This window comes from Streptomyces sp. NPDC003943 (assembly GCF_053605265.1).
Window position 1 is genome coordinate 14,292 of record NZ_JBSGIW010000012.1, and the last position, 25,501, is coordinate 39,792.

Below are 25,501 nucleotides of genomic sequence, written 5' to 3' on the forward strand. Positions count from 1 at the left end.
CCGAACGAACCGGGCACCCGCCCCCCTCACGCCATCAGCGACCGCCCCGCCGGGATCAGCGGTCCCGGCACCGCCCGGTGCCGTGGTGCGGCCGTGCCCGTCCAGCAGGAGCCGCGGCGGGTGAGGAGGCGGCGGAGCCAGAGTTCGGTGGAGACGAGGTCGGCGAGGCCGTCGAGGGGGAGCGGGGCGCCGTCGGCGGCGGCGAGGAGGGCGTCGCGGACGACGCGGGCCTCGATGAGGCCGGCGTCGGCGAGGAGGGGCGCGTCGAAGAGGGCGAGGAGGTGCGGGAGCGCGGCGCGCAGGCCGGCGCGGGTGGCGGCGGCCGGGACGGCGGGGTGGGGGGCGCCCCAGCCGGGCGGGAGGTCGTGGATGCCGGCGCCCGCGAGGACGGTGCGCAGGACTCCGGCGCGGGCGTCGGGCTGGACCCGGAGCGATTCGGGGAGATCGCGGCAGGCCCGTACCACCTGGTTGTCGAGGAACGGGGCGTGCAGCCGCTGGCCGCGGATCTCGGCGGCCTGTTCGAGGACCCGGTGGTCGGCGGCGGCCCGCGCGAGGGCGGCACGCGCGCGGGCGTCGCCCGGGCGCTGTACGGAGGCGGGCAACGTCGCGGCCCGGTTGAGGCGAACCGATACTTCGGCGAGCGCCTCCCCGGTCAGCCAGCGCGCCGCGGGACCCGGCCGGGACCAGGTGAGCGCGGACAGTGAGGCCTCCAGGGGGCCGTGGGCCCCGGCGGGCACCCGGTTGGCCTCAAGGACGCGGGTGGCGGCGGCCTCCAGGCCGGTGCGGTACGGCGTACGGGCCAGCCGCCGCGCCGCCCGGTACACCTGGAGGGGGACCAGAAGAGCCCCCGCCGACGGGCCGCTGGCCTTGGCGAGCGCGGTCACCGGGCGCACCAGGGAGCGGCGCCGGCGGTCCATCAGGAGGTCGGCGAGGCGCGCCGGGTGGGCGTCCAGGACCTGGCGGGCGCCGAAGCCGGTGAAGTGGTCGGCGCTGCCGGCCGCGAGCCGCCGCCGGTGCCGTTCGGCCGACACCAGGGACGGGCCCGGCTCGTCGGTCAGCGGTCCGTCGAGGTCCGCGTACGGCAGCGCCTCATCGCCGGCCGCGACGACCACGTGGTGCAGCCGCGGGTTGGCGGCGATCTCGCGGGCGCGGACCAGTTCGTCCTGGCTCTCCGGGCTGCCGGGTCCGGCCAGGTCGTTGAAGGTGACGGCGAGCAGCCGCTCCCCCGCGCCCGTGCCGTGGCCGAGGATCGTGCCGGGCACGCCGGGCAGCCCGGCCGCGAGCAGGGCGAGGGTGCCGGAGGCGCTGCCGCCGGACAGGTCGGCGCCGATGCCGGGCGCGGGGGCGCCGCCGCGGGCCGCGCGCCGGTCGGCGGGCCCCATGCCGGGCACCGGGCCGGGGTCGGGCAGCGGGACCTCGGGGGCGTGCCGGGGCGCGGTGAGCCGGGCCCGTACGGCCTCGACGAGCGCGTCCCGTACGGCCTCGACGGCCTGCTTCGGGTCGGCCTCGGGCGCGGCGACGGCGAGCGAGGAGACCGTCTCGTAGCCGGTGATCTCGCGCGAGCCCTCGCGCAGGATGAGCGCATGGCCGGGCGGCACCCGGCGCACGCCCTCGTAGGGGGTGGAGTCGCGCAGCGCCTCGGGGGTCTCGGGGCAGGCGAGCAGGGCGGCGAGGTGGCCGATGTCGAGCTGGGCCTCGGCGAGGTCGGCGAGCGGCAGCGCTGCCGTGGCATAGGCCGTGCCGCCGGCCCAGGGGGTGTGGAACACCGGGCGGGCGCCCGCGAGATCACCGGTGACGGTGATGCGGCGGCCGACCTTGACGACGGCGGTGTAGCTGCCGGGCCACGCGGTCATATGCCGCAGTGCGCCCCCGCGCGCGGTCAGCAGGCCGCGCCGCAGCTCGTCGTCGCTCGCGGCGCAGCAGCCGAGCACGGCGAGCCGGGTGTGCGTGTCGACGTCGAGCAGCCGTACCTCGTCGGGGCGCCAGTCGCCGACCGCCCACAGCGGATCCGGGTCGCCCCACAGGAGTTGCGCGCCCACCGGGTGCACCGTGCGCCCCTCGGCGGGGTCGCCGACGGCCCCGGCCGAGCCCGGCATCGCCGTATAGGAGCTGCTTGCGTCCCTCGTGCCGAAGCGCGCGGCGACACTGCTCCAGCCCACCAGCCACCGCATCGCCGCCTCCACAAAGGTCGAGTGGAGGACATGCTGCCATGACAACGGCGCACGGGGGGTGTCACCGGGGGCATCGCGCCACACGCGAATGCGCCCCTGGCATGGGCCAGTTGGAGCCGGCCCCTACGGGGTCGCCTTTCGGCCATTCTCAACCCCGCGGCGGGGCAGCGGGTTTGCCCGTGGTTCTCCGGCAGTCCGGGAGGCGGTCGCCTCCCGGAGCCGCCCGCCGCCCGCGGGGAATGGGGCGACGGTGTCCCCCAGCCCACCGGACCCGGACATCGGTCCTCGGCCAAGTGGGCCGACCCACGCAGCACTCATGGAAGCGCTCCCCCACCGCCCCGGCGAGAGCGCACGGGCGGGCGCACGGCCACACGGCGGGTGCACGAGCGGCGCCGGCCCGCCCCCCGGTCATCCCATCCCACAACAATCTCGCCATACGGAACACCGCCCCTTAACGGTCGGGATCCGGCGAACTACGCTGTGCTCACGAATGCCGCACGCCTATGCCCGGCGTTGTGCCCGGCGTCGCGGCGGCCGTCCGGGTTCCGGGTGTCGTGTCGAGGGGTGGCGTCATGTCCAGGGAGCAACGCGGGCCGAACGAAAAGCTCGGCACGGTTCTCGCCCTCGCGGGAATCAGCAATGCCGGGCTCGCCCGGCGCGTCAACGACCTCGGCGCACAGCGGGGACTGACACTTCGCTACGACAAGACGTCGGTGGCCCGCTGGGTGTCCAAGGGCATGGTGCCGCAGGGCGCCGCCCCGCATCTGATCGCCGCCGCCATCGGCCAGAAGCTCGGCCGGCCCGTGCCGCTGCACGAGATCGGGCTCGCCGACGCCGACCCGGCGCCCGAGGTGGGGCTCGCCTTCCCGCGTGACGTCGGCGAGGCGGTCCGCTCGGCCACCGAGCTGTACCGGCTGGATCTCGCCGGTCGGCGGGGCGGCGGCGGCATCTGGCAGTCGCTCGCCGGCTCCTTCGCGGTCAGCGCCTACGCGACGCCCGCCTCGCGCTGGCTGATCACCCCCGCCGACCCGTCGGTGGAGCGGCTCGCCCCGCGCCCCGCGGCGCCGGGGACGGCGGGCATCGCAGGCGGGGAGATCGCCGACCACGCGCGCGTGGGGCACAGCGACGTCGCCAAGCTGCGCGAGGCCGCCGAGGACGCCCGCCGCTGGGACTCCAAGTACGGCGGCGGCGACTGGCGCTCCTCGATGGTCCCCGAGTGCTTACGGGTCGACGCCGCGCCGCTGCTGCTCGGCTCCTACTCGGACGAGGTCGGCCGCGCCCTGTTCGGCGCGACCGCCGAGCTGACCCGGCTGGCCGGCTGGATGGCCTTCGACACCGGCCAGCAGGAGGCCGCCCAGCGCTACTACATCCAGGCGCTGCGGCTCGCCCGCGCCGCCGCCGACGTGCCGCTGGGCGGCTACGTCCTCGCCTCCATGTCGCTCCAGGCGACCTACCGGGGCTTCGCCGACGAGGGCGTCGACCTCGCGCAGGCCGCCCTGGAGCGCAACCGGGGCCTGGCCACCGCCCGCACCATGTCCTTCTTCCGGCTCGTCGAGGCCCGGGCGCACGCCAAGGCCGGCGACCAGGCGGCCGCCGCCGCCTCGCTCAAGGCCGCCGAGGGCTGGCTGGAGCGGTCCCGGGCCGGCGACGCCGACCCGAGCTGGCTGGGCTTCTACTCGTACGACCGCTTCTGCGCCGACGCCGCCGAGTGCTACCGCGACCTGAAGCTGCCCCGGCAGGTGCGCCGCTTCACCGAGCAGGCACTGTCCCGGCCGACCGAGGAGTACGTGCGCTCGCACGGGCTGCGGCTCGTGGTGTCGGCGGTCGCCGAGCTGGAGTCGGGCAACCTGGACGCGGCGTGCGCCGCCGGCACCCGTGCGGTCGAGGTGGCCGGGCGGATCTCCTCGGCCCGGACCACCGAGTACGTACGGGACCTGCTGCACCGGCTCGAACCGTACGGCGACGAGCCGCGCGTCATGGAGCTGCGGGAACGGGCCCGGCCGCTCCTCGTGGCCCCGGCGTGACGGGGCGGTGACGGGCATGACGCGCGCCATGACGGGGCGTGACGCGCGTCCCACACGGTGAGCGGTTTAGCCCGGTTGTCAGTGGGCCAGTGCACTATCAGGGGTGGGAGGTGGCGCTGGTGTCCGTGTCGGACCGCTTTGACTGTGACGTGCTCGTGATCGGCGGCGGAATCGTCGGCCTGTCGACGGCGTACGCGATCACGCGTGCCGCGCCGGGCACCCGCGTCACGGTCCTGGAGAAGGAGCACGCCCCGGCGCGCCACCAGACCGGGCGGAACAGCGGAGTGATCCACAGCGGGATCTACTACAAGCCGGGCTCCCTCAAGGCCCGCTTCGCGGTCGAGGGCGCGGCCGAGATGGTCAAGTTCTGCGCGGAGTACGGCATCGCCCACGAGGTCACGGGAAAGCTGATCGTCGCCACCGGGCGCGAGGAGCTGCCCCGGCTGCACGCCCTCGTGCAGCGCGGCAGGGAGAACGGGATCCCGGTGCGCGAGCTGGGCCCGGCGCAGATCAGCGAGTACGAGCCGCGGGTGCGCGGCGTGGCCGCGATCCACGTGGGCACGACCGGGATCGTCGACTACGGGCAGGTGGCGGCCAAGCTCGCCGAGGCGTCCGGGGCGACCATCCTGTACGGCTCGGCGGTCACCGCGATCGACCGGCGCCCCTGGGGCGTGGCGGTGCGCACGGCGGCCGGGCGCGTGGTGCGCGGGCGGGTCCTGGTGAACTGCGCGGGGCTGCACTGCGACCGGGTGGCCCGGCTCGCGGGCGACGACCCGGAGATGCGGATCGTCCCCTTCCGGGGGGAGTACTACGAGCTGGCCGACCCGTCCCTGGTCCGCGGCCTGGTCTATCCGGTGCCGGACCCGGCCTTCCCGTTCCTCGGCGTCCACCTCACCCGGGGCATCGACGGCGGCGTGCACGTCGGGCCGAACGCGGTCCCGGCGCTCGCCCGCGAGGGATACGGCTGGTCGGTCGTCCGCCCGCGCGACCTGGCGGGCACCCTCGCCTGGCCCGGCAGCTGGGCGATAGCGCGGCAGCACTGGCGGTACGGGGCGGGCGAGCTGCACCGCTCGCTGTCCAAGCGCGCCTTCACCGAGGCGGTACGGCGGATGCTGCCGCTCGTCGAGGAGCGCGACCTGCGGCGGGCGAAGCCGGGCGTGCGGGCGCAGGCGGTGCTGAAGGACGGGACGCTGGTGGACGACTTCCTGATCCGCGAGGCCGAGCGGACGGTGCACATCCTCAACGCGCCCTCGCCGGCGGCGACGGCCTCGCTGCCGATCGGCCGCGAGGTGGCGAGCCGGGCCCTGGCCCAGCTGTAGCGGCCCGACGCGTTCGGCGCACCGCCCCGTAGAATCGGGGCATTGTGTCTGAGCAGCCTGAGAACTCCCCCACCATCTCCGTCGAGCAGCCCGTCGCGCGCCGGGGCAGCCGGATGTTCGCGCCGGGTGAGGGGCCCGCGCCCGATCCGGCGGGCTCGCACTTCGAGCGGCGGATCCGCAGCTTCCAGCCGCGCCGCAGCCGGGTCACGGCCGGACAGGCCGAGGCCATGCTGAAGCGCTGGCCGGACTGGGGGCTCGACATCGACGGCTCGCGCAAGCTCGACCTGGACGAGATGTTCGGCGGGCTTCCGGTCGTCCTGGAGATCGGCTTCGGCATGGGCGAGGCCACCGCGCAGATGGCCGCCGCCGACCCCGGCACCGGCATCCTCGCCGTGGACGTGCACACCCCCGGCCAGGGCAATCTGCTCGGGCTCGCCGACCGCGGCGGGCTCACCAACGTGCGGGTCGCCAACGGCGACGCGATCATCCTGCTGCGCGAGATGCTGCCGCTGGAGTCCCTCACCGGCTGCCGGGTCTACTTCCCGGACCCGTGGCCGAAGAAGCGCCACCACAAGCGCCGGCTGATCCAGCCCGACTTCCTCACCCTGCTCGCCCCCCGGCTGAAGAAGGGCGGGCTGCTGCACTGCGCCACGGACTGGGAGCCGTACGCGGAGCAGATGCTGGAGGTGCTCAGTGCGCACCCCGACTTCGCGAACACCCAGGCCGACGGCGGTTACGCGCCCCGGCCCGGCTTCCGGCCGCTGACCCGCTTCGAAGGGCAGGGCCTGGACAAGGGCCACGTCGTCCACGACCTGCTTTTTCACAGGATCTGACGGGTCCAGGCCCACTCAAGTCTGGTTTTCCACAGGCTTCGAGAACTCTCTCGCCCACTGTCGGTGGCGCTGGTTAGTGTCGTTCCGTGTCATCGAACCCGATCATCGGACCCGCCACCGGCCCCGCCACCGGCCCCGCCACCGCGGTCGTGCCGGCCCCCGCTCCCGTGCCCGAACTGGAGAGTGGCGGGCAGCCGGACTTCGCCGCCGTGCCGGAGCGCGCCAAGTGGCGCTACAAGCCGCGCAAGGCGTTCTGGCGCAGCCGGCTGGTCCGGGCCATCGCGCTGATCACCGCGCTCGCGCTGTGCGCCCTGGTGATCCTCGCGCTGGTGCGGGAGGAGACCGGCACCACCGGCTTCCTCGTCGGCCTCGGCCTCGCCGTGCTGCCGGTGCCGCTGCTCATGTCCGCGTTCCGCTGGCTCGACCGGGTCGAACCGGCGCCCTGGAAGAACCTGCTGTTCGCGCTCGCGTGGGGCGCGTTCGCCTCCACCCTGGTGGCGATCTTCGCCAACTCCTTCGCCGTGGAGTGGATCAGCAGCGCCACCGCCGACCCCGGCTCGGCCGACAAGCTCGGCGCGACCGCCGTCGCCCCCGTCGTGGAGGAGACCGCGAAGGGCGCCGCCGTGCTGCTGCTCTTCCTCTTCCGCCGCAGGGACTTCACTGGCCCCGTCGACGGCCTCGTCTACGCCGGGTTCACCGCCACCGGCTTCGCCTTCACCGAGAACATCCTCTATCTCGGCAACGCGTTCGGCGAGGACCAGCAGTTCGGCTCCGCCGGCGTCGGCTCGGTCACCATAGGCACGTTCTTCGTCCGGGTGATCATGTCCCCGTTCGCGCACCCGCTGTTCACCTCGCTCACCGGGCTCGGCCTCGGCTTCGCCGCCCTGGTCCCGGCCACCGCCCGGGCCCGCCGCACCCGCCTGGTGCTGCTGCCGCTGGCCGGACTGCTCCTGGCCATGGGCATGCACGCGCTGTGGAACGGCTCGGCGACCTTCCACCCGCTGGCGTTCGTGCTGGTCTACGGGATGTTCATGGTCCCGGTCTTCGCCCTGCTGACCTGGCTGGCGATATGGAGCCGGCAGAAGGAGCTGCGCACGATATCCGGCGAGCTGCCGGCCTATGCCTCGGCCGGCTGGCTCGCCCCCGACGAACCGCTCGCGCTCTCCTCCATGCGGGCCCGCTCGATGGCCCGCGGCTTCGCCACCCGCAGCCAGGGCAAGCAGGCCGGGCAGGCCGTCGGCGAGTACGAGGCGTTCGCGACGACCCTGGCGTTCCTGCGGTACCGGGCCCGGCGCGGCCAGGCCGTGCCGGACTTCGCGGCCCGCGAGCAGGAGCTGCTGCACCACCTGTGGCAGCGCCGGGCGGTCGCCTCGCCCGCGCTGTCGTACGCGGCCCGGGCGACCGGCCGGGTATGGGCGCCGCCGCAGTACCTGGACTACGGCGGCTACAACCCGTACCGCAGCTAGGTCCAGGTTCCTACCGGGCCGAGGCCTCGGTGAGGACGGCCAGCTCGGCGTCCGTCAGCTTCAGCTCGGTGGCGGCGAGGAGCGCCGGGAGCTGCTCGACCGTGCGGGCCGAGGCGATCGGGGCGACGACGGTAGGACGAGCGGCCAGCCAGGCGAGGGCGACCGAGGCGACCTCGGCGTCATGCGCCTCGGCGACGGCGTCCAGGGCCGCGAGCACCTTCCGGCCGCGCTCGGTGTCCAGGTGCTTGGCAGCGCCGGCGGCCCGGACGCTGGAGACGGCGACGCCGGGGCGGTACTTGCCGGTGAGGAAGCCGGCGGCGAGACCGAAGTACGGGACGGCCGCGAGCCCGGCCTGCTCGGCGGTCTCCAGGAGCGGGCCCTCGTAGGTGTCGCGGGAGACCAGGTTGTAGTGCGGCTGGAGGGCGACATAGCGGGCGAGACCCTCGGCCTCGGCGAAGTCGAGGGAGGCGCGCAGCCGCTCCGGGGAGATGTTGGAGGCGGCGACGGCCCGCACCTTGCCGTCCTTCACCAGCTGGTCGAGGGCGGTGACGATCTCCTCCACGGGCACGGACTCGTCGTCGAAGTGCGTGTAGTAGAGGTCGATGTAATCGGTGCCGAGGCGGCGCAGCGACTCCTCGGCGCCGGCCTTGATGGTGGGCGCGCTCAAGCCCTTGTAGCGGGAGTGGGCACCGACCTTGGTGGCGACGAGGACGTCGGAGCGGTTGCCGCGGGAGGCGAGCCAGCGGCCGATGACCGTCTCGGACTCGCCGCCCTCGTGGCCCTCGACCCACTCCGAGTAGACGTCGGCGGTGTCGACGAAGTTGCCGCCGGCGGCCGCGTAGGCGTCGAGGACGGCGAAGGACTGCGCCTCGTCGGCGCTCCAGCCGAAGACGTTGCCGCCAAGGGCGAGCGGGAAGACGTGCAGATCGGAAGAGCCCAGCTGGCGAAGAGAGGTCATGGGGTGATCAACCCTCCGCACCGCCGGGCCTATTCCGGTCGGCTGCCGGTCGGCTGCCGGTCGGCCGGTCCTGAAGGGCCCGGCTCAGTAGTCGAGGCCCTTGGAGCGCAGCCAGGCGCCCGGGTCCATGCGGTCGCCGGAGGCGGTGTGGATCTCCAGGTGGAGGTGGGGGCCCGTGACATTGCCGGTGGCGCCGACGCGGCCGATGGTGTCGGCGGTGGAGACGGACTGGCCGACGGCGACCGTCATGGAGGAGAGGTGGCAGTACCAGACCTCGGTGCCGTCCTCGAGCTCCAGGACGATCCGGTAGCCGTAGGAGCCGGACCAGCCGGCCGACTTCACGGTGCCGCTGTGGACGGCCTTGACCGGGGTGCCGGTGGGGGCGGCGAAGTCCAGGCCGGTGTGGTAGCCGGAGGACCACATCGAGCCGGCCTCGCCGTAGGTGGAGGTGATCGTGTACGAGGAGGTGGGCAGGGAGTAGCTGGCGGCGAGCTTGGCCAGGCGCTCGGCCTCGGCCTTCGCCGCGGCCTCCTCCTCCGCCTTCTTCTTCGCCTCGGCGGCCGCCTGCTCCGCCGCGTCGGCCTTGGCCGCGGCCTCGGCGGCCGCCTTCTCGGCGGCGGCCTTCTCCGCCGTCGCCTTCTCGGCGGCGTCGGCGGCGGCCTGCTGCTGCTCGGCCTGCTGGAGGATGCGGGCGCGCAGGGCCTCGCCGGCGTCGGCCGACGTCTGCGTCGTGGCGCCGGCGCCCTCGTCCTCGGCGGTGGTGTAGGTGAGGGCGGTGAGCGGCTGGGTGTTGCCGTTTCCGGCGGAGTCGGTGTGGGCGTCGTGGCCGATCAGCTCGCCGACGCCGGGGAGTTCGCTCGCGTCGGGCAGGTCGACGTCCGGCAGGTCCGGCAGGGAGATCGCGACCGGCGGCTTCTGCTGGGCGGTGGCGAGACCGCCGGCGCCGACGGCGGCGATGACGCCGACGCCGAGGACGGTGGAGGAGCGGGCGAAGTTGGAGCGCTGCTTGACCACGCGGTGGCGCCCGCCGGAACGGCTCTGGGCCCGCAGGGAGTCCTCGGTGGGGTTCCACTCCTCGGCCGCCCCGTCCGTGCCGCCCGCGCCAGGGGCGTCGTAGGAGGCGAAGGGGGTATGCGGAGCGGGGGTGTTGGAGGCCACGGAGGCGCTCTCCTTTCCTTCCTTCTCGCCTACCGGGTTAGCTGACGGGTTCGGAGCAGGAAGGTCTCCTACGGACGTGCCGCACGGGTGCGGCGGGGCCCGATTCACCCCAAGTGGTGGTTCCCCGGTTCCCTTGCGGGATTCGGCGCGTGCGCACGGTGCCGCCTCTTGCGACGGCTGGGACGACCGCGCTGCGTTATCGAACGTTAATAGACACGGGCACCCGATTCCAAGCCGTCCCCCTTGATCATTCGCTGAATTGGGAGGGAATCGCCCGAGTTGAGCCCCCTTCAGAAGCGGCCGGAATCACAGCAACTATCTGACGTTACGTCAATTGTTATCGGAGGGAGACCTGTCGACTACACCCCGTCATGAACCCTCCGCGTCCGTCGTCGGCAGCCCGGGCGGGACGGCCGGCGGGCCCACCGGCGGCACCACCGGCATCGTCCGCCGCCGCTCCGGCTGCCCCACCGCCGGCCGGCTCACCGCGAGCAGCGCCATGTCGTCCGTCGAGCCCCCGCCCGTGTGCCGGCGCACGTCCGCCACGAGCGCGTCGAGCAGCTCCTCCGGCCCCGGGAAGATCCGCCCCGCCAGCCGCGCCCCCGGGTCGTAGAAGACCCCGGCCGCGTCCCGCGCCTCCGACAGGCCGTCCGTGTAGAACAGCAGCGTCGCGCCCGGCGGAAAAGGCGACTCGTCGGCCCGGTCCGGCCACACCCCGAGGTCCCCCATCCCCAGCGGCAGCGCCGCCTCGCCCGGCCGCAGCGGCGTCACGCCCCCGTCCTCGTACAGCAGCAGCGGCTCGGGATGGCCGCGGTTCACCACCCGTACGAGCCGCTCCCCGCCCCGCGACGCACGCGGGATCTCGGCGAGGACCGCCGTCGTGAACCCCTCGAAGGCGTCGAGGCCCTCTCGCCGAACGCCCTCCCGGGCCAGCGCCCGTTCGAGCCGCGACGCGACCCCCTCCAGGCTCGCCTCCTGCTCGGCCGCCTCCCGGAAGGCGCCGATGACGACCGCGACCGCCTCCACCGCGTCGAGCCCCTTGCCGCGCACGTCACCGACCACGAGCCGCACCCCGTGCGGGGTGTCCTGCACCGCGAAGAGATCGCCGCCGATGAACGCGTCCGCCCGCGCCGCCTCGTACCGGGCCGCGACCCGCAGGCCGCCGATCCGCTCGGCGGGCGCCGGAAGCACCGCCTTCTGCGCGGTCTCCGCGATCTCCCGCGCCGAGGCGAGCCGTTCGCCGCTGCGCCGCACCACCCGGTTGATCAGCAGGCCGAGCGCCGCGACCGTCACGACGGTCAGCGTCTCCGTGAACGAGGGGATGGTGTCGGCGGTCCGGTTGTAGAGGTGCAGGCCGATGCTCGCGAGCACGGCGGCGACGCCGGTGAGCAGCGTCGTCAGGGTCGAGAAGAAGGGCGCGGCGATCAGCGGCGCCGCCGAGTACAGCGGCGCCGCCGTGAAGGTGGACGGGGTCGCCAGGTCGTAGAGCACCCCGCCCACGATCAGCAGCGGCGGCAGCGCACGGAGGAACCGCCGGCTGCCCCGGTACGCGCCGGGGTCACCCCTGGGGGTGTCGCCCCGCCCGCGCCGCGCCGCCGCTCGCGCCACCCTGTGCTCCCTGGTCCCGGTTGCGGGCGGCGGACGGTATCCGCGCCCTCCCCAGGGTGCGGTCACCCCCCGCGGCTCGGCGACTCCTCCTCGGCCGGTTGGCTTACGGCGAGCCGCCCGCTCCGCGCGAGCGCCGCCATGGCCGCCGCGCACCCGAGCCCGACCGCGCACAGCACCAGCCAGGGCGCCGCCGACCAGCCCGTCACATCGAGCAGGGCGCCCGTGCCCAGGTTCCCGAGCGTGATGCCGATCCCGCAGACGGTGTTGTAGAGCCCGTAGTGGGTGGCGACCCAGCGCCCCCGGGACAGGGCCACGACCGTGTCCATCTCGTACGGGTAGAGCACCGCGTTCGCCACCGCCAGGACCGCCGCGCACGCCAGCAGCGCCCACACCGAGCGGCCGAGCGCCGCCGGCACCAGGAACGCCGCGCCCATCAGCGCGAGCCCGAGCACCAGGCACCGCTCGCGCGACAGCCGCGCCTTGCACCAGGCGGTGATCCGCAGCTGCCCGGCCAGCGCGACCAGCGCCGACACCACGAACAGGGCCGTGGTCGCCGCCGTGCCGTCCGCCGCGAGCGGCAGCGCCAGATAGACCTGGAACGACAGCACGTACGAGCCGGTCATGGCCAGCGAGAACAGCCAGAAGGTGCGGTTGCCGAGCACCGACCGGAACTGGCCCCGCGCCTGCCCCTCCAGGGCCGGCTCCGCCGCCTTGTGCCGTACGGGCAGATGGCGGAGCTGTACGAGGGTGAGGCCGGCGAACAGCACCGCCGCCACCACGCACGTCAGCCGGAACGACACCCCGGTCAGCGCCACCCCGACGAGCGGCCCGAGCAGGATGCCCGCCTGGTAGTACGCGTTGAACAGCGCGAACGCCTGCACGCGCCGCTCCTCGCCCGCCTCCGCCGCCAGAAAGGCCCGCACCGCCGGGTTGAACAGCGCGCCCGCCAGCCCCGTCGCGAGCGAGGCGGCGATCAGCCACGGCAGCGACTGCGCGAACGCGAGCGCGCCGAAGCCGACCGTCCGCAGCGCGCACCCGGCGACGATCAGCGGTTTGAAGCCGAGCCGGTCGGCGAGCGCGCCGCCGACCAGGAACATGCCCTGCTGCGACAGGTTCCGCGCGCCGAGCACGAGCCCGACCGCCCAGGCCGCCATGCCGAGGCCGTCGGCCAGATGCGCCGCCAGGTACGGCATCAGCATGTAGAAGCCGAGGTTGATGGTGAGCTGGTTGAGGAAGAGCAGCCGCACGGCCGGTTCGAAGCCGCGGCTCTGCTTCCAGATCCCGGCCCGGCGCCCCAGGGTGGTCGTGCTCAACGGACCGGCTCCTCGCGCGTCAGCACCCGGCGGGTCCAGCCGGTGACCGGCTCCCCCTCCGCGTACGCCTCCGGCTCCTCCCGTACGGGACCGTCGAGCAGCCCGTGCGCCGCGCAGTACTCGTCGTTGAAGACGGTGTCGAAGTAGCGCTGCGGCCCGTCGGGGAAGACGGCCGCGATCCGGGTGCCGCGCGGCCGGGTCCGGGCCAGCCAGCCCGCGACCAGCGCGACCGCGCCCACGCTCCAGCCGCCGGTCGCGAACTGCCGGGCGGCGAGCCGGCGCGCGGCCCGCACCGAATCCGCCGGCGCCACCCAGTGGACCTCGTCGAAGGCGGCGTGGTCGACGTTGGCCGGGTGGATGGAGGAGCCGAGGCCGCGCATCAGGCGCGGGCCGGCCGGCAGGCCGAAGACGGTGGAGTTGACCGAGTCGACGCCGACGAGTTCGAGCGCGGGGCTGCTGGTGGCGCGCAGCGCGCGGGAGATGCCGGCCGAGTGGCCACCGGTGCCGACCGCGCAGACCAGCACGTCGATCCGGTCCAGCTGCTCGGACAGCTCGGCGGCGAGCCCGCCGTACGCCTGCTGGTTGTCGGGGTTCCCGTACTGGTTCGGCCACCACGCCCCGGGGAGGGCGAGCAGCAGCTCGGCGACCCGGTCCATCCGGGCCTGCTGCCAGCCGCCGGCCGGGGACGGCTCGGGCACGACGTGGACCCGGGCGCCGTGCGCGATGAGCATCCGCTCGACGATCGGCTCCAGACCGGGGTCGGTGACGACGTGCACCGGGTGCCCGTGCAGGATCCCGGCGAGCGCGAGACCGAGCCCGAGCGTGCCGGACGTCGACTCGACGATCGGGGCGCCGGGCCGCAGCTCACCGCGGCGTCGGGCCTGCTCGACCATGTAGAGCGCGGCGCGGTCCTTGATGCCGCCGAAGTTGAAGCCTTCGAGCTTGGCCCAGTAGCCGTCGTCCATCCACAGCACGGGGGTGTTGCCGACGGTCTGCCCGGCGACGGTGAGGAGGTTGGCGGGGTGTGTCATGGGGGGTCGCGTCCCTTGGAGTGAGTGCGCCCGCGTGCGCGGCCTGCGCGGGGTGCGCGGCCTGGGCGGCGCGCGGGCATGCGGAAGGAGCCGGAGGTCGTGTGCGTGTACGCGACGGCGTACGGCACCCGGCTCAGTTCCGGTCCACTCCGAGGGCGACGAGCAGACCGCCCGGATCGGGGCCGGGTCCCGCCCTGCTGCGGACACAGCGCGCGTGCGGGTGCTCGGGGAAGACCTCGTCGTGCGGGACGAGGACGGCGCCGCCGGCGCGGGGCGCGGAGAACTGCGTCCCCGTGGCCTGCGCGGGCAGATGCGCGTCGAACGACCAGCCCTCGCCCGACCGCTCGCAGCCGTGCGAGGGAAGCGGCGCGGTGAGGCTGGTTCCGGTGATTCCCGTGGTTCCGCTGATTCCCGTGGTTCCGGCCGCTCCGGTGGCGAGGGGCGGTGTGTGGCCGTGGGCGCCGTGGCAGACCCCCGCGATGAGCGCGAACAGCGCGAACAGGAGCAGGACGGCGGGCGCCCGCCGTCCTGTCCTGCGCCATCGGGTCACACTGCGGTCACTCATGGTGCGCGTGACGTTACGGGGCGCAAGGGGACCATGCAAAAGGGCGGACGCGGTTTTGGCCACCGTTTACCGGATCCCGGGTCCCGGATCTTGGATCTTGGATCTTGGATCTTGGATCCCGGGTCCAGGGTCTTGGAGCTTGGAGCTTGGATCTTGGATCCAGGGGCTCGGCCCTACAGGTTCCGCTCCGCGAACACGGCCATCGCGTCGCGTACGAGCACCGCCGTGCCCTCCCCGTGCTTGTCGTAGTTCTTCGTGAAGCGCGGGTCGTCCACGTACATCCGGCCGAGCTCGATCACGTACTCCTTCGCCGGCGCGGGCCCGGTCGGCGCGGCCGACAGCCAGTCGTACTGCCGCCGCGCGATCGCCTGCACCTCGTCGCAGTCGGGCGCGAGACCCCGCCCGGCCGCGGCGCCGAAGTCGCGGGCGATACCGGCCTGCTCGTCCTGGAACGCCTTCTTCTCGGCCTCGCCGAGCGAGCGCCACCAGCGGTCGCCCTTCTGGTACGCCTCGCGGCCCCAGCGCTCGGTGACCTCGGCCTCGTACCGCGTGTGGTCGAAGCCGTCGAACATCTCCTCCGCCATCAGTTCCTCTCCCGTCTCCGTCTTGTGAAGAGTGGTGCGCACGGCCTCGATCTGCCGCCCGATGCGCTCGCGCTCCTGTTCCAGGAGGGCCAGATGCGTGCGCAGGGCGGCCGAGGTGTCCCGCTGGCCTTCGAGGACCTCGGCGATGGCGGGCAGGGAGAGCCCGAGCTCGCGCAGCAGCAGGATCCGCTGCAGCCGTACGAGTGCCGCCTGGTCGTAGTACCGGTAACCGTTCGCGCCGATCCGGCTCGGCTCCAGCAGCCCCAGCTCGCCGTAGTGGCGAAGGGTGCGGCTGGTGGTGCCGGCCTTTCTGGCGATCTCCTGGATCGACCACTCCATGACGGGAACGCTAGATCTTGACGTTACGTAAAGGTCAAGCGAGACGCGGGGGTGCGCGGAGAGGCTGCGCGGAGAGACGACGAAGGCCCGGATCCTCATCGGATCCGGGCCTTCGTGCTACTGAGTAGCGGGGACAGGATTTGAACCTGCGACCTCTGGGTTATGAGCCCAGCGAGCTACCGAGCTGCTCCACCCCGCGTCGGTGAACACCACCTTACGGCATGGATGCCCATGCTCGGAAATCCATTTCCGTGCGGGCCCGCTCAGCAGCCGCAGTCGTCCGCGTCGACCGGGGCCGTCAGCGGGTCGGCGGCCTTCTGCGCAGGCCCCTCCCAGGTCTCGTAGGCGAAGCCCTCGCGCACCCAGTACTCGAAGCCGCCCAGCATCTCCTTCACCTGGAAGCCCAGCTCGGCGAGGGCGAGCGCGGCGCGCGTGGCGCCGTTGCAGCCGGGGCCCCAGCAGTAGGTGACGACCGGGACGCTCTTGTCGAGGAGCTGCTCGGCCTGCTCGGGGATGAGCGCGGTCGGCAGGTGCACGGCGCCGGGGACGTGACCCTGGTCCCAGGAGGCGGTGCTGCGGGAGTCGAGCACGACGAAGCCGGCGTCGCCGTCGCCCTCGGCGGCGGCTGCGAGCGCGGTGGCGACGTCGGAGACGTCGGCGTGGAAGGCGAGGCTGGCCGAGAAGTAGGCGGCAGCGGCGGCCGGGGAGGCCGGCGGGGTGCGGAGAACGGCGTTGACCTGGTTCGTTGTCGTCGTCATGGTGATCAATCTAGAGATGATGATCACCGCACTGAAGGGGTGATCCACGGCGGTCGCGGGGTTCTGCCGGGGATTCCCGCGCGTCCGTCCTCGATCGCCGCGAATCTCACGCACCGGAACGCGTCACATTCCCGGGCCCCCGTCCGTCATGTCAGTGCGACCGGACGCGAAGGGGAAGACGTACCGATGGAACCGATGGGACGGATGGGACCGATGGGACCGATGGGCCCCGTCGACAAGGACGCGCTCGCCGAACGCTTCGAGGCCGACCGCGGGCACCTGCGGGCGGTGGCCTACCGGATGCTCGGCTCGCTGAGCGAGGCGGAGGACGCCGTCCAGGAGACGTGGCTCAAGCTGAGCCGGTCCGACGTCGGCGACGTGCGGAACCTGAGCGGCTGGCTCACCACGGTCGTCGGCCGGGTCTGCCTGGACCTGCTGCGGTCCCGCGCCTCCCGCCGCGAGGACCCGCTCGACACGTACGTCCCCGATCCGGTCGTACGGGAGGAGGGCGCCGCCGACCCCGAGCAGGAGGCGCTGCTCGCGGACGAGGTCGGGCTCGCGCTGCTCGTCGTCCTGGAGACGCTGGCGCCGGCGGAGCGGCTGGCGTTCGTGCTGCACGACATGTTCGCCGTCTCCTTCGACGAGATCGCGACCGTCGTCGACCGGACCCCGGCCGCCACCCGCCAGCTCGCCAGCCGGGCCCGGCGCCGGGTCCAGGGCGCCGGTCCGGCCCCGGAGCCGGACCCGGCGCGCCAGCGGGAGGTCGTCGACGCGTTCCTGGCGGCGTCCCAGGGCGGCGACTTCGAGGGGCTGCTCGCGGTCCTCGACCCGGACGTGCTGCTGCGCGTGGACGGCGGGGTGCTCACGGCGGCCGCGTCCAAGCTGGTGCGGGGCGCCGAGGCGGTCGCGGCGCAGGCGCTCACCTTCGCGAAGTTCCGCCACGACGGGCGGCGGGTCAGGGTCAACGGCTCGGCGGGTGTGGTGTCGCTCGTGAACGGCGCGCCGCTGGGCCTCATGGCGTTCACGGTCGTCGGGGGCAGGATCACCGAGATCGACATCGTGGCGGACGGGGAGCGGCTGGCGGCGCTGGGCGTCCACTGAGTGAGCACCTACGTCGCTGGTCCCGCGCCGGTCCCTCACCGCCCGAAGGGGTTGTGTCCGACGTCGGCCGGCACCCGCTCGCGGACCGGCGTGCTGCCCGGGCCCGGCACCCGCATGCCGGGGATCGGCCGGGTCTCGGCACGGCGCAGCAGCACCACCCCGTCCCGGTGCCACACCTCCACGTACCCGTGGTCGAGGAGCATCCGGACCCGCGCCTGCTGCTCCTCCACCGAGTGGAAGGGGAAGGTCCGGCCGTGCACGCCGAGCAGCACCCAGTCCGCGCCGCGCGGGGTCGCGTCGGCGAGGACGACGGAGGTACGGCGGGTCAGGCGCGGGGCCACGGCGTTGTCGGCCTCCACGGTGGCGTGGTCCGGAATGAGTTCGGCGGCGTCGGCGAGGGCGCGCTTGTCGGGGCGGGGCTGCCAGGAGCCCGGGTTGACGAGCAGTCCGAGGCCGAGGAAGACGGCGGCGCCGGTGCTGAGCGCGAGCGCGGCGACGCCCAGTCGCTTGCGGTACGGCCCGCGGAGGCGGGAGAGGGTCTCCAGGGCGGCCGTGAGCAGGATCGGCCACAGGAAGGCGTCGTAGTGGTTGACGACCGTCCAGTGGTTGCCGTTGTCGGAGAGCAGCCGTTCGGCGAGCAGGGGCAGCGCGAGCAGGGTGGTCGCCGAACCGAGCGGCAGGAACGCGAGGGTGCCGAGCACCCACAGCAGCAGGACGAGTTTGACCGGCGGCGTGACGGCGACCCAGGGCACCACCCACGGCTCGGTGAGCACGCGGACCAGGGCCGCGCCGCCGTCGGCGCCGAGCCTTCCGTAACTCCAGTAGTAGCCGGGCGGGCTGCCCATCGCGGGCAGGAACCAGCCGACGACGAGCGCGACGACCAGCGGCCCGCCGAGCAGCAGCCCGAGCCCCGCGGCCCGCCCGGCCCGCCGGTCCCGCGCCGACGGCTCGCGGCGGGCGCGGACGAGGAGCAGCAGCCCGAACGCCCCGGCCACCAGCCCCATGTCCTCCTTCACCAGGCACAGCAGGGCCGCCCACAGCGCCGCCGTGCCGTAGCGGCGGGCCATGCCGCGCTCCAGCATCAGGAGGGTGACCGGGACCGCGAAGGCGACCTCGTGGAAGCCGGTGTACGCGGAGTCGAGCAGCGGCCACCCGACCGCGTACACGAGCCCGGCGACGTCGGCCACGGCCGAGCGGCCGGGGAAGCAGTGGCGGGCGATCCGGCGCATCACCGGCACACCGGCGGCGAACAGCGCGGCCTGCGCGAGGATCAGCGTGCGCGGGTCGTCCCACAGCCAGTAGAGGGGCGCGAGCAGCGCCAGGAGTGGCGTGAAGTGGTCGCCCAGGAGCGTGAAATCCGGGGGGAATTCATGGTGGACGCTCTTTATCGCCGACCGCGGCGGCGCGAACTGCGCGTACGCCCGCACCGCCTGGTCGAAAATCCCCAGATCGAATCCGGTCACCCGCAGCGCCGCCCACGACTGCAGCCCGAGCCCACTGCACACGACGAAGCACAGCACCGCCGACGCGACACCCCGCCCCCGTGCGGTGCTTGCCCTCCCGCCTCTCCTCCGCTGCCGCGGAACGACGGTGACCTGATCCTGCACGGCACGGACTCGCGTCGTCATGACCAGGACGCTATGCGCCCGGCCCCCCGGCCTGCCACCAGCTCCACGAAAAACGCCCCGCCCGGTCGAAACCGGACGGGGCGCTTCCTGGTAGGCCGTGTGGGACTCGAACCCACAACCAATGGATTAAAAGTCCACTGCTCTGCCAATTGAGCTAACGGCCCGTGGACAAGCACACCCGAGCAGCATAGCCCGAGACCTCCTCGGAACCGATCGGGTATTGGCCGTGGCAACCCGGTCGTGCGGTGAATCCGTCCGGCTACCGCATGCCACAGGGCCCCTGCCTGCACTGTCGTGCGGGCAGGGGCCCTGTGGAAGACCTACCGGTCTACGGCCTCACGGCGCGTCAGCCGTTGCGCTTCCAGCGCGGCTTGTCGTCGCGGCGGAAGCCGCCACGGTCGTCGCGGCGGTGGTCGTCGCGGTTGAACGACGGGCGGTCGTTGTCGCGGCGGAAGCCCGGGCGGTCGTCGCGGCGGTCGCGGTTGAACGGGCGGTCGTCGCGGCGGTCGCGGTTGAAGGGGCGGTCGCTGCCGCGGTGGCCGCCGGAGGGGCGGTCGTCGCGACGGAAGCCGCCACGGTCGTTGTCACGACGGTCGTCACGGCGGAAGCCGCCACGGTCGTTGTCACGGTCGCGGTTGAACGACGGACGGTCGTTGTCACGGTCGCGGTTGAACGACGGACGGTCGTTGTCACGACGGAAGCCGCCACGGTCGTTGTCACGACGGTCGTCACGGCGGAAGCCGCCACGGTCGTTGTCACGGTCGCGGTTGAACGACGGGCGGTCGTTGTCACGGCGGTCGCGGTTGAACGACGGACGGTCGTTGTCGCGACGGAAGCCGCCACGGTCGTTGTCACGGTCGCGGTTGAACGACGGGCGGTCGTTGTCACGGCGGTCGCGGTTGAACGACGGACGGTCGTTGTCACGGCGGAAGCCACCGCGGTCGTTGTCACGACGGTCGTCGCGGCGGAAGCCACCACGGTCGTTGTCACCGCGGTCGTCGCGCTCGCGGCGGGCCTCGCGGCGCTCGGCGTCGCGGCGGGCCTGGGCCTCCGCGGCGGCAGCGGCGGCGGCCAGCTCGGCCTCGGCGGCCTGGGCGGCCTCGGCGACGGCAGCGTCCGGGTCCTCGCCGCGCTCGCGGGCGGCGCGGGCGACGAGGCGGTCGGCCTCCTCGCGGAGCTCGACGGCGCGGCGCTGCAGGCGCTCCAGCTGGCGGGTGAGGTCGGCGACCTCGCGCTCGGCCTGCTTGGCCGAGTTGTTCGCGGAGTCGGCCTGGACCTCGGTGAGCGACCGGGCGCCGGTGATCTCGGCGACCTCGGGGTCGAAGGCACCGGCACCGCCGACGATGTGGCGCGAGGCGTCCACGCCCGCGTCCTCCATCAGGCGGAAGATCTGACGGCGCTGGTGCGGCAGGGCCAGGGAGACCACGACACCGGAGCGGCCGGCACGCGCGGTGCGGCCCGAGCGGTGCAGGTAGTCCTTGTGGTCGCCGGCCGGGTCCACGTTCAGGACCAGGTCGATGCCGTCCACGTGGATACCGCGCGCGGCGACGTCGGTGGCGACGAGGACGTTGACGTAACCGTCCTTGAAGTCGGCCAGGGTGCGGGTGCGCGCGCCCTGGGTCATGCCGCCGTGCAGCGCGTCGGCCTTCACGCCGGACTCGCGCAGCTGCTCGGCGACACGGTCGGCGCCCAGCTGGGTGCGGACGAAGATGATGGTGCGGCCCTTGCGGGCGGCGATGGCGGCGGTGACCGGCGCCTTGTCCTTCGGCTTCACGACCAGGACGTGGTGGGTCATGGTGGTGACGGCGCCGGCGGACGGGTCGACCTCGTGGGTGACCGGGTTCACCAGGTAGCGCTTGACCAGGCTGTCGATCTCGTTCTCCAGCGTGGCGGAGAAGAGCAGCCGCTGGCCGCCGACCGGGACCTGGTCGAGCAGCTCGGTGACCTCGGGCAGGAAGCCCAGGTCGGCCATCTGGTCGGCCTCGTCGAGGACGGCGACCTGGACCTGCTCCAGGGAGCAGGCGCCGCGGTTGATGATGTCGCGCAGTCGGCCCGGGGTGGCGACGAGGATGTCGACGCCGCGCTCCAGGGCGTAGATCTGGTTGCCCATGGACGTACCGCCGCAGACCACCTTCATACGGAGGCCGAGCACGTCGCCGTACGGCTGGAGGGCGTCCGCGACCTGCATCGCGAGCTCGCGGGTCGGGGTGAGGATGACACCGCGCGGCTTCTTCTTCTCGGTCTCGCCGCCGGCCAGGGTGGCGAGAAGCGGGAGGCCGAAGGAGAGGGTCTTGCCGGAGCCGGTACGGCCGCGGCCGAGGATGTCCTTGCCGGCCAGGGCGTCCGGGATGGTCGCGGCCTGGATCGGGAAGGGGGTGGTCACACCGTTCTGGGCGAGCTTGCGCACGACGCCCTCGGGGAGGCCCAGGTCACCGAAGGTGATGGACGGGGTCTCGTCCTCCACCTCGGCGTCGTCGGCGTCGAGGTCGGCCTCGAACTCGTCGGTCTCGACGGCGTCGGTCTCGACGGCTTCGTCGGCCTCGATGGCCGCTACGGCCTCGGCGGTCTCGACGACCACGTCGGTCTCGTCGTTCTCGGGCAGGACGGCGTGATCAGAACTGAAAATGGACATGCGAAATGCGAAACCTTCCGGAGTCTCGGCACGCGCCCGTCAACTCCGTGTTTCGCACAAGACCGCCTCGATGCGGTCAGCCACGGCAAGGGAGAGTACGCGCCAGTCACGGCGCTCTTCGGTCGTGGCGCCGGGCAAATGGGATCAAACGATCTACCACCATACGCACTCTCCCCCACCCAAGGCAAACCGAGCGGCGAGAGCTGCGTCACATCGGCCCGGCCTGCGGCGACGCCTCCGGCTCCCGCGCCCCTCCGGGCCCGTCGGCCGCCCGCATGGCACCCATGTGAGTGTCGGCGCCCGGCGATGTCGTCGGCGTGTCGGTCACCGTCGGCTCCGGCGTCGGATCCTGCGTCGGGGTCGGCGACTCCTGCGTCGGCGACGGCTCCGGGTCCACCGGCGGCGGCGTGGTCTGCCCGCCCGGCGCACCGCCGGTGCCGCCCGCGGCGCCGCCGGGCTCGGCCGAGGGCTGCGGCTTCGGCACCCCGCCGGGACCGGCCGGGCCGCCACTGGCGTCCGGCTCGACCGAGGCGGACGGCGACCCGCTCGGTACGGGCTTGTCCTTGCCCTCGCCGTCCGGGCCCGGCCCGCTCCGGCCCGTACGGTCGAAGCCGCCACCGCCGTGGGCCCCGGCGTAGCCGCTGTCCGCCCCCGAACCGGCCGCGGCCTCGCCCCGCTTCCCCGCGGAGGTGCTGGGCGCCGGCTTCGCGCCGTCCTCGCCGACACTCATACAGCCGCTCAGACCCGCGCAGGCGGCGACCGCCAACGCGGTGGCGGCCCATCTCACAGGGGTGGGCAAATGGCGCACGGAGGGCACCTCCAGGACACTCGGGGCGTTTCAGGCAGGGAAGGATTGCGTCACCCTGCCCAACTCCCTTGGCGCACCGGGGGACACGCCCCGGCCCGGCTCGACCGTGACCGCGACCGTCACCGTCACCGTGGCAGCCACCCTCGGTCGCCCCCGCGACCCTCGGCCCCGACCGTCCCCCTCGGCCGTCACCCCACGGCCTCACCCCCGGCCGTCCCTCGCCGCCGTCACCCCCCAGCCGTCCCCCGCGCCCGTCACCCGTAGCCGAGTGCGTGCAGCCGCTCGTCGTCGATGCCGAAGTGGTGGGCGATCTCGTGGACGACGGTGACCTCGGTCTCCGCGACCACGTCCTCGCGCGACTCGCACATCCGAAGCGTCGGCCCCCGGTAGACGGTGATCCGGTCCGGCAGCACCCCGGCGTACCACTCGCCGCGCTCGGTCAGCGGCGTCCCCTCGTAGAGCCCGAGCAGTTCCGGGTCACCGGTCTCGGGCGCCGGCTCGTCCTCGACGAACACGGCGACGTTGTCCATCAGCCGCGTCAGCTCCGGCGGGATGCGGTCCAGGGCTTCGGCGACGAGCTCCTCGAACTCCTCGCGCGTCATCTCCAGCACGGGCCCATTCTCCCTCCCGGCCCCCTCCGGGCCCCTCCCGTTCACCCCTCCCCGGAAACCGTTTTGGCGATACCGCCCCGCATCCCATATGCTTCTCACGTCCCCGACGCGCTGAGAAGCGCCCAGGTGGGGCCGTTAGCCCTCATCGTCTAGTGGCCCAGGACGCCGCCCTTTCAAGGCGGTAGCACGGGTTCGAATCCCGTTGGGGGCACGCACAACCCTGTGCGAGACTGGTTCTCGCACAACAGATGGTCCTGTGGAGCAGTTGGTTAGCTCGCCACCCTGTCAAGGTGGAGGTCGCGGGTTCAAGTCCCGTCAGGATCGCTGAGGCCGGAAACGGTCTCGTGGCTGGGTAGCTCAGTTGGTACGAGCGATCGCCTGAAAAGCGATAGGTCGCCGGTTCGACCCCGGCCCCAGCCACAAAGCCGAAGGCCCCGTTCGAGAGAACGGGGCCTTCGTCGTTCCCTACCCTTCCTCCCGCCTGCTGCCGCGCCGGCCGCGCCACGCCAGCGCGACCGCCACCACCGCGACGACGGCGCCGAGCAGCGCCCAGTCCGGGACGGCGCGGCCGAGGGCGTCGACGCGCTCCTCCACCGCGAAGGAGTCGTCGACGGAGAGCAGGCCGGGCAGGGCCGTGGTGCCGTCGAAGACGAGGAAGAGCGTGCCCAGGGCGATGAAGAAGAGGCCCGAGAGCAGCGAGGTGGAATGGACCTCGACGGACCGCCCGGACGCGCGGCCGACACGGATCGGGCGGCCGCGCAGCCAGCGGCGCCGGCCCAGGTCGTAACGCTCCCAGAGCAGCGCGAGCAGGAACAGCGGGACCGCCATGCCGAGCGCGTACACGGCGAGGAGCAGGCCGCCGTAGACCGGGCTGCCGCTGAGGGCGGCGACCGTCAGGACGCTGCCCAGGATCGGGCCGGCGCAGAAGCCGGCGAGGCCGTAGACGAGGCCGAGTGCGTAGACGGACAGCGCGGTGGTGGGCCGGATCCGGCCGCTCGCCTCGGCGATCCGGCGGGACGCGAAGCCGAGGCCGAGGAGCTGCAGCACGCCGAGGACCACGATCAGCCAGCCGCCGGCCGTCACCAGGAGGTCCCGGTGGCCGTAGAAGAGCCGGCCGGCGAAGGAACCGGCGGCGCCGAGCGGGACCAGGGTGGTGGCGAGGCCCGCGTAGAAGATCCCGGTGCGGGCCACCAGCCTGGCGCGGGTGTCGATCGAGTAGGCGAAGAAGGCCGGGAGCAGCAGGGCGCTGCACGGGCTGAGGAGGGCGAGCAGGCCGCCCAGGAAGGCCGCGAAGTAGCCGATGCCGGAGGTCACCGCTTGCCCTTCTGAGCGGTCTTCGCCGTCTTCGCGGCTGCCTCGATCGCCTCCGTGAAGGTCTCCGTCGGCTGGGCGCCCGCGATCGGGCGGCCGTTGACGAGGAAGGACGGGGTCGAGGTGGCGCCGAGCGAGTAGCCCTGCTCCTGGTCCTTGCTCACCGCCTCCCGGGCCGCCGCGCTGTCCGCGTCCTTCGTGAAGGCGGCCAGGTCGGTGACGCCGGCCTCCTTCGCGAGGGCGGTCAGCCGCTCCCTGCCGAAGCCCTTCTCCTTGGAACCGTGGGCGTAGGCCGCCTTGTGGAACTCCCAGAAGCGGCCCTGTCGCCCGGCCGCCCAGGAGGCGCGGGCGGCGGCCTCCGACTCCTCGCCGAAGATGGGGAAGTTCCGCCACTCGATGCGCAGGACGCCGGTGTCCACGTACTTCTTCACCAGCTCGGGCTCGGTGTCCCGGGCGAACTTGCCGCAGTAGCCGCACTTGAAGTCGGCGTACTCGATGAGGACGACGGGCGCGTCGGCCCGGCCGAGGGCGAGTCCGTCGGCGGCGTCCCGGCGGGCGTACGCCTCCAGCTCGGGGTAGACGCCGGCGGACGGGTCGGCGGAGACCTCGGCGACGGCGCCCGGGCCGGAGGACGCCGACGGCGAAGACGGCGAGGTGGCGGCGTACGAGGCGAGGCCGAGCAGCGTGGCGGCGAGCACGACACCGCTGATGATCACGACGGGCTTGGACTTGGACGTCGACTTGGACGTCGACTTGGACGTGGACGTATTGGACGTGGACTTGGGCATGGCGAAGCGCTCCTGAAAAGGGAGGAATGGGACGGACGGCGTGCAGGAGCGCCCGTCTAGACCCTCAGGATCGACAGCTCCACCGGTGACGGCGCCACGAGCTCCGGAGGCGCCCGCCCCGCCCGTACGTCCACCGCGTCCTGGTCCGCGCCCCAGCCCCCGCACGGCGTCCGCTCCGTCACGAGTACGGGCAGCAGCTCGCCGAAGCCGTGTGCGCGCGGCGGTACGGCGGGGGCCCGGGCCCCCTCGTCGCCGCCGTGGCTCTGGCCGCAGCCGGGCGAGGCGGGGCCCGCCGTGGCGGCGCTCGTCTCCCGTACCGGCTCGGAGGCCGCCGCCGCACCGCAGACCACGAGCCCGAGCACCAGACCCGCCAGCGCGGCGAACGCCGCCAGGGCGCGCAGAGCCGGGGCCGCGAACGCCGCCGGGGCGCGCAGGGCCGGGGTGCGGGACACGGCGGAACCTTTCGGGACGGTGCTGGGCGGTGTGTCCGGAATA

Annotated in this window: 21 protein-coding genes, 5 tRNA genes and 1 riboswitch; of the genes, 8 read left to right on the forward strand and 18 right to left on the reverse strand. The window is 73.6% G+C overall.

The window, feature by feature from the left end:
- Window positions 1–26 precede the first annotated feature (26 nt).
- The gene (locus ACWEV0_RS07465; RefSeq protein ID WP_453147334.1) at window positions 27–2,171 is read right to left on the reverse strand and encodes an asparagine synthase-related protein; all 2,145 of its coding nucleotides are present in this window, start codon (window positions 2,169–2,171) and stop codon (window positions 27–29) included.
- Between the two features lie 572 nt (window positions 2,172–2,743).
- Between ACWEV0_RS07465 and ACWEV0_RS07470 the strand changes: the two genes are divergently transcribed.
- From ACWEV0_RS07470 to ACWEV0_RS07485, 4 genes are all read left to right on the forward strand, one after another.
- Window positions 2,744–4,195 carry an MFS transporter gene (locus ACWEV0_RS07470; RefSeq protein WP_453147336.1) on the forward strand — a complete coding sequence of 484 codons (1,452 nt, stop codon included), beginning with the start codon at window positions 2,744–2,746 and terminating at the stop codon, window positions 4,193–4,195.
- A gap of 119 nt (window positions 4,196–4,314) precedes the next feature.
- Window positions 4,315–5,514, forward strand: a complete 1,200-nt coding sequence (gene lhgO, locus ACWEV0_RS07475) for an L-2-hydroxyglutarate oxidase (protein ID WP_453147338.1) — start codon at window positions 4,315–4,317, stop codon at window positions 5,512–5,514.
- Between the two features lie 113 nt (window positions 5,515–5,627).
- Window positions 5,628–6,347 (forward strand): tRNA (guanosine(46)-N7)-methyltransferase TrmB, encoded by a 720-nt coding sequence (trmB, locus tag ACWEV0_RS07480; RefSeq protein WP_453147478.1) that lies wholly within the window; start codon window positions 5,628–5,630, stop codon window positions 6,345–6,347.
- A 149-nt stretch (window positions 6,348–6,496) separates the two neighbouring features.
- Window positions 6,497–7,813: a PrsW family intramembrane metalloprotease gene (locus ACWEV0_RS07485; protein WP_453147480.1), complete on the forward strand. Its 1,317-nt coding sequence runs from the start codon at window positions 6,497–6,499 to the stop codon at window positions 7,811–7,813.
- A gap of 10 nt (window positions 7,814–7,823) precedes the next feature.
- Here the strand turns inward: ACWEV0_RS07485 and ACWEV0_RS07490 are convergent, their stop codons facing one another.
- The 9 genes from ACWEV0_RS07490 to ACWEV0_RS07530 form a co-directional block, all read right to left on the reverse strand.
- A complete protein-coding gene (locus ACWEV0_RS07490; protein ID WP_453147340.1) occupies window positions 7,824–8,771 on the reverse strand; it encodes an aldo/keto reductase in 948 nt (315 codons plus the stop codon).
- Window positions 8,772–8,855: 84 nt separating this feature from the next.
- Window positions 8,856–9,929: a peptidoglycan DD-metalloendopeptidase family protein gene (locus ACWEV0_RS07495; RefSeq protein ID WP_453147342.1), complete on the reverse strand. Its 1,074-nt coding sequence runs from the start codon at window positions 9,927–9,929 to the stop codon at window positions 8,856–8,858.
- 12 nt (window positions 9,930–9,941) lie between these two features.
- A riboswitch (cyclic di-AMP (ydaO/yuaA leader) is annotated at window positions 9,942–10,087 on the reverse strand.
- 211 nt (window positions 10,088–10,298) lie between these two features.
- Window positions 10,299–11,537 carry a PP2C family protein-serine/threonine phosphatase gene (locus tag ACWEV0_RS07500; RefSeq protein WP_453147344.1) on the reverse strand — a complete coding sequence of 413 codons (1,239 nt, stop codon included), beginning with the start codon at window positions 11,535–11,537 and terminating at the stop codon, window positions 10,299–10,301.
- Between the two features lie 62 nt (window positions 11,538–11,599).
- Window positions 11,600–12,850: an MFS transporter gene (locus ACWEV0_RS07505; RefSeq protein WP_453147346.1), complete on the reverse strand. Its 1,251-nt coding sequence runs from the start codon at window positions 12,848–12,850 to the stop codon at window positions 11,600–11,602.
- Entirely contained in the window at window positions 12,847–13,881 is a 1,035-nt protein-coding gene (locus ACWEV0_RS07510) for a PLP-dependent cysteine synthase family protein (protein WP_453147348.1), read from the reverse strand. Before ACWEV0_RS07510 ends, ACWEV0_RS07505 begins: the two co-directional genes overlap by 4 nt.
- Window positions 13,882–14,014: 133 nt before the next feature.
- The gene (locus ACWEV0_RS07515; protein WP_453147350.1) at window positions 14,015–14,446 is read right to left on the reverse strand and encodes a hypothetical protein; all 432 of its coding nucleotides are present in this window, start codon (window positions 14,444–14,446) and stop codon (window positions 14,015–14,017) included.
- Window positions 14,447–14,619: 173 nt separating this feature from the next.
- Window positions 14,620–15,369 (reverse strand): MerR family transcriptional regulator, encoded by a 750-nt coding sequence (locus tag ACWEV0_RS07520; protein WP_453147351.1) that lies wholly within the window; start codon window positions 15,367–15,369, stop codon window positions 14,620–14,622.
- Between the two features lie 125 nt (window positions 15,370–15,494).
- A tRNA-Met gene (locus tag ACWEV0_RS07525) sits at window positions 15,495–15,568 on the reverse strand.
- 64 nt (window positions 15,569–15,632) lie between these two features.
- Window positions 15,633–16,127 carry a rhodanese-like domain-containing protein gene (locus ACWEV0_RS07530; RefSeq protein WP_453147352.1) on the reverse strand — a complete coding sequence of 165 codons (495 nt, stop codon included), beginning with the start codon at window positions 16,125–16,127 and terminating at the stop codon, window positions 15,633–15,635.
- 213 nt (window positions 16,128–16,340) lie between these two features.
- Between ACWEV0_RS07530 and sigJ the strand changes: the two genes are divergently transcribed.
- Window positions 16,341–17,228 carry an RNA polymerase sigma factor SigJ gene (gene sigJ / locus ACWEV0_RS07535; RefSeq protein WP_453147353.1) on the forward strand — a complete coding sequence of 296 codons (888 nt, stop codon included), beginning with the start codon at window positions 16,341–16,343 and terminating at the stop codon, window positions 17,226–17,228.
- Window positions 17,229–17,263: 35 nt separating this feature from the next.
- On the opposite strand, the gene ACWEV0_RS07540 is transcribed toward sigJ, so the two are convergent.
- From ACWEV0_RS07540 to ACWEV0_RS07560, 5 genes are all read right to left on the reverse strand, one after another.
- Complete coding sequence (locus tag ACWEV0_RS07540; protein WP_453147355.1) at window positions 17,264–18,856, reverse strand: DUF2079 domain-containing protein; 1,593 nt, start codon at window positions 18,854–18,856, stop codon at window positions 17,264–17,266.
- 88 nt (window positions 18,857–18,944) lie between these two features.
- A tRNA-Lys gene (locus ACWEV0_RS07545) sits at window positions 18,945–19,020 on the reverse strand.
- 182 nt (window positions 19,021–19,202) lie between these two features.
- Window positions 19,203–21,488 (reverse strand): DEAD/DEAH box helicase, encoded by a 2,286-nt coding sequence (locus tag ACWEV0_RS07550; protein WP_453147356.1) that lies wholly within the window; start codon window positions 21,486–21,488, stop codon window positions 19,203–19,205.
- Window positions 21,489–21,696: 208 nt separating this feature from the next.
- Window positions 21,697–22,218, reverse strand: coding sequence for a hypothetical protein (locus ACWEV0_RS07555; RefSeq protein WP_453147358.1), 522 nt, complete (start codon window positions 22,216–22,218; stop codon window positions 21,697–21,699).
- A 332-nt stretch (window positions 22,219–22,550) separates the two neighbouring features.
- On the reverse strand, window positions 22,551–22,907 hold the full coding sequence (locus tag ACWEV0_RS07560) for a metallopeptidase family protein (RefSeq protein ID WP_453147360.1): 357 nt from the start codon (window positions 22,905–22,907) through the stop codon (window positions 22,551–22,553).
- A gap of 138 nt (window positions 22,908–23,045) precedes the next feature.
- Between ACWEV0_RS07560 and ACWEV0_RS07565 the strand changes: the two genes are divergently transcribed.
- The 3 genes from ACWEV0_RS07565 (at window position 23,046) to ACWEV0_RS07575 (ending at window position 23,327) form a co-directional block, all read left to right on the forward strand.
- Window positions 23,046–23,118 (forward strand) — tRNA-Glu (locus tag ACWEV0_RS07565).
- Between the two features lie 39 nt (window positions 23,119–23,157).
- A tRNA-Asp gene (locus ACWEV0_RS07570) sits at window positions 23,158–23,231 on the forward strand.
- A 22-nt stretch (window positions 23,232–23,253) separates the two neighbouring features.
- A tRNA-Phe gene (locus tag ACWEV0_RS07575) sits at window positions 23,254–23,327 on the forward strand.
- 45 nt (window positions 23,328–23,372) lie between these two features.
- Here the strand turns inward: ACWEV0_RS07575 and ACWEV0_RS07580 are convergent.
- The 3 genes from ACWEV0_RS07580 to ACWEV0_RS07590 are packed head-to-tail and all read right to left on the reverse strand — an operon-like array spanning window position 23,373 to window position 25,458.
- Window positions 23,373–24,221, reverse strand: a complete 849-nt coding sequence (locus ACWEV0_RS07580) for a cytochrome c biogenesis CcdA family protein (protein WP_453147361.1) — start codon at window positions 24,219–24,221, stop codon at window positions 23,373–23,375.
- Window positions 24,218–25,006, reverse strand: a complete 789-nt coding sequence (locus ACWEV0_RS07585; RefSeq protein WP_453147363.1) for a DsbA family protein — start codon at window positions 25,004–25,006, stop codon at window positions 24,218–24,220. The genes ACWEV0_RS07580 and ACWEV0_RS07585 overlap by 4 nt, the downstream gene beginning before the upstream one ends.
- A 56-nt stretch (window positions 25,007–25,062) precedes the next feature.
- On the reverse strand, window positions 25,063–25,458 hold the full coding sequence (locus ACWEV0_RS07590; RefSeq protein ID WP_453147364.1) for a hypothetical protein: 396 nt from the start codon (window positions 25,456–25,458) through the stop codon (window positions 25,063–25,065).
- Window positions 25,459–25,501 lie beyond the last annotated feature (43 nt).

Bases quoted from the DNA above. Each gene is read 5' to 3' on its own strand.
- ACWEV0_RS07465 (WP_453147334.1), bottom strand. From the start codon at position 2,171: ATGCGGTGGCTGGTGGGCTGGAGCAGTGTCGCCGCGCGCTTCGGCACG.
- ACWEV0_RS07470 (WP_453147336.1), top strand. From the start codon at position 2,744: ATGTCCAGGGAGCAACGCGGGCCGAACGAAAAGCTCGGCACGGTTCTC.
- trmB (WP_453147478.1), top strand. From the start codon at position 5,628: ATGTTCGCGCCGGGTGAGGGGCCCGCGCCCGATCCGGCGGGCTCGCAC.
- ACWEV0_RS07490 (WP_453147340.1), bottom strand. From the start codon at position 8,771: ATGACCTCTCTTCGCCAGCTGGGCTCTTCCGATCTGCACGTCTTCCCG.
- ACWEV0_RS07510 (WP_453147348.1), bottom strand. From the start codon at position 13,881: ATGACACACCCCGCCAACCTCCTCACCGTCGCCGGGCAGACCGTCGGC.
- ACWEV0_RS07515 (WP_453147350.1), bottom strand. From the start codon at position 14,446: ATGAGTGACCGCAGTGTGACCCGATGGCGCAGGACAGGACGGCGGGCG.
- ACWEV0_RS07520 (WP_453147351.1), bottom strand. From the start codon at position 15,369: ATGGAGTGGTCGATCCAGGAGATCGCCAGAAAGGCCGGCACCACCAGC.
- ACWEV0_RS07530 (WP_453147352.1), bottom strand. From the start codon at position 16,127: ATGACGACGACAACGAACCAGGTCAACGCCGTTCTCCGCACCCCGCCG.
- sigJ (WP_453147353.1), top strand. From the start codon at position 16,341: ATGGGACCGATGGGCCCCGTCGACAAGGACGCGCTCGCCGAACGCTTC.
- ACWEV0_RS07540 (WP_453147355.1), bottom strand. From the start codon at position 18,856: ATGACGACGCGAGTCCGTGCCGTGCAGGATCAGGTCACCGTCGTTCCG.
- ACWEV0_RS07550 (WP_453147356.1), bottom strand. From the start codon at position 21,488: ATGTCCATTTTCAGTTCTGATCACGCCGTCCTGCCCGAGAACGACGAG.
- ACWEV0_RS07555 (WP_453147358.1), bottom strand. From the start codon at position 22,218: ATGAGTGTCGGCGAGGACGGCGCGAAGCCGGCGCCCAGCACCTCCGCG.
- ACWEV0_RS07585 (WP_453147363.1), bottom strand. From the start codon at position 25,006: ATGCCCAAGTCCACGTCCAATACGTCCACGTCCAAGTCGACGTCCAAG.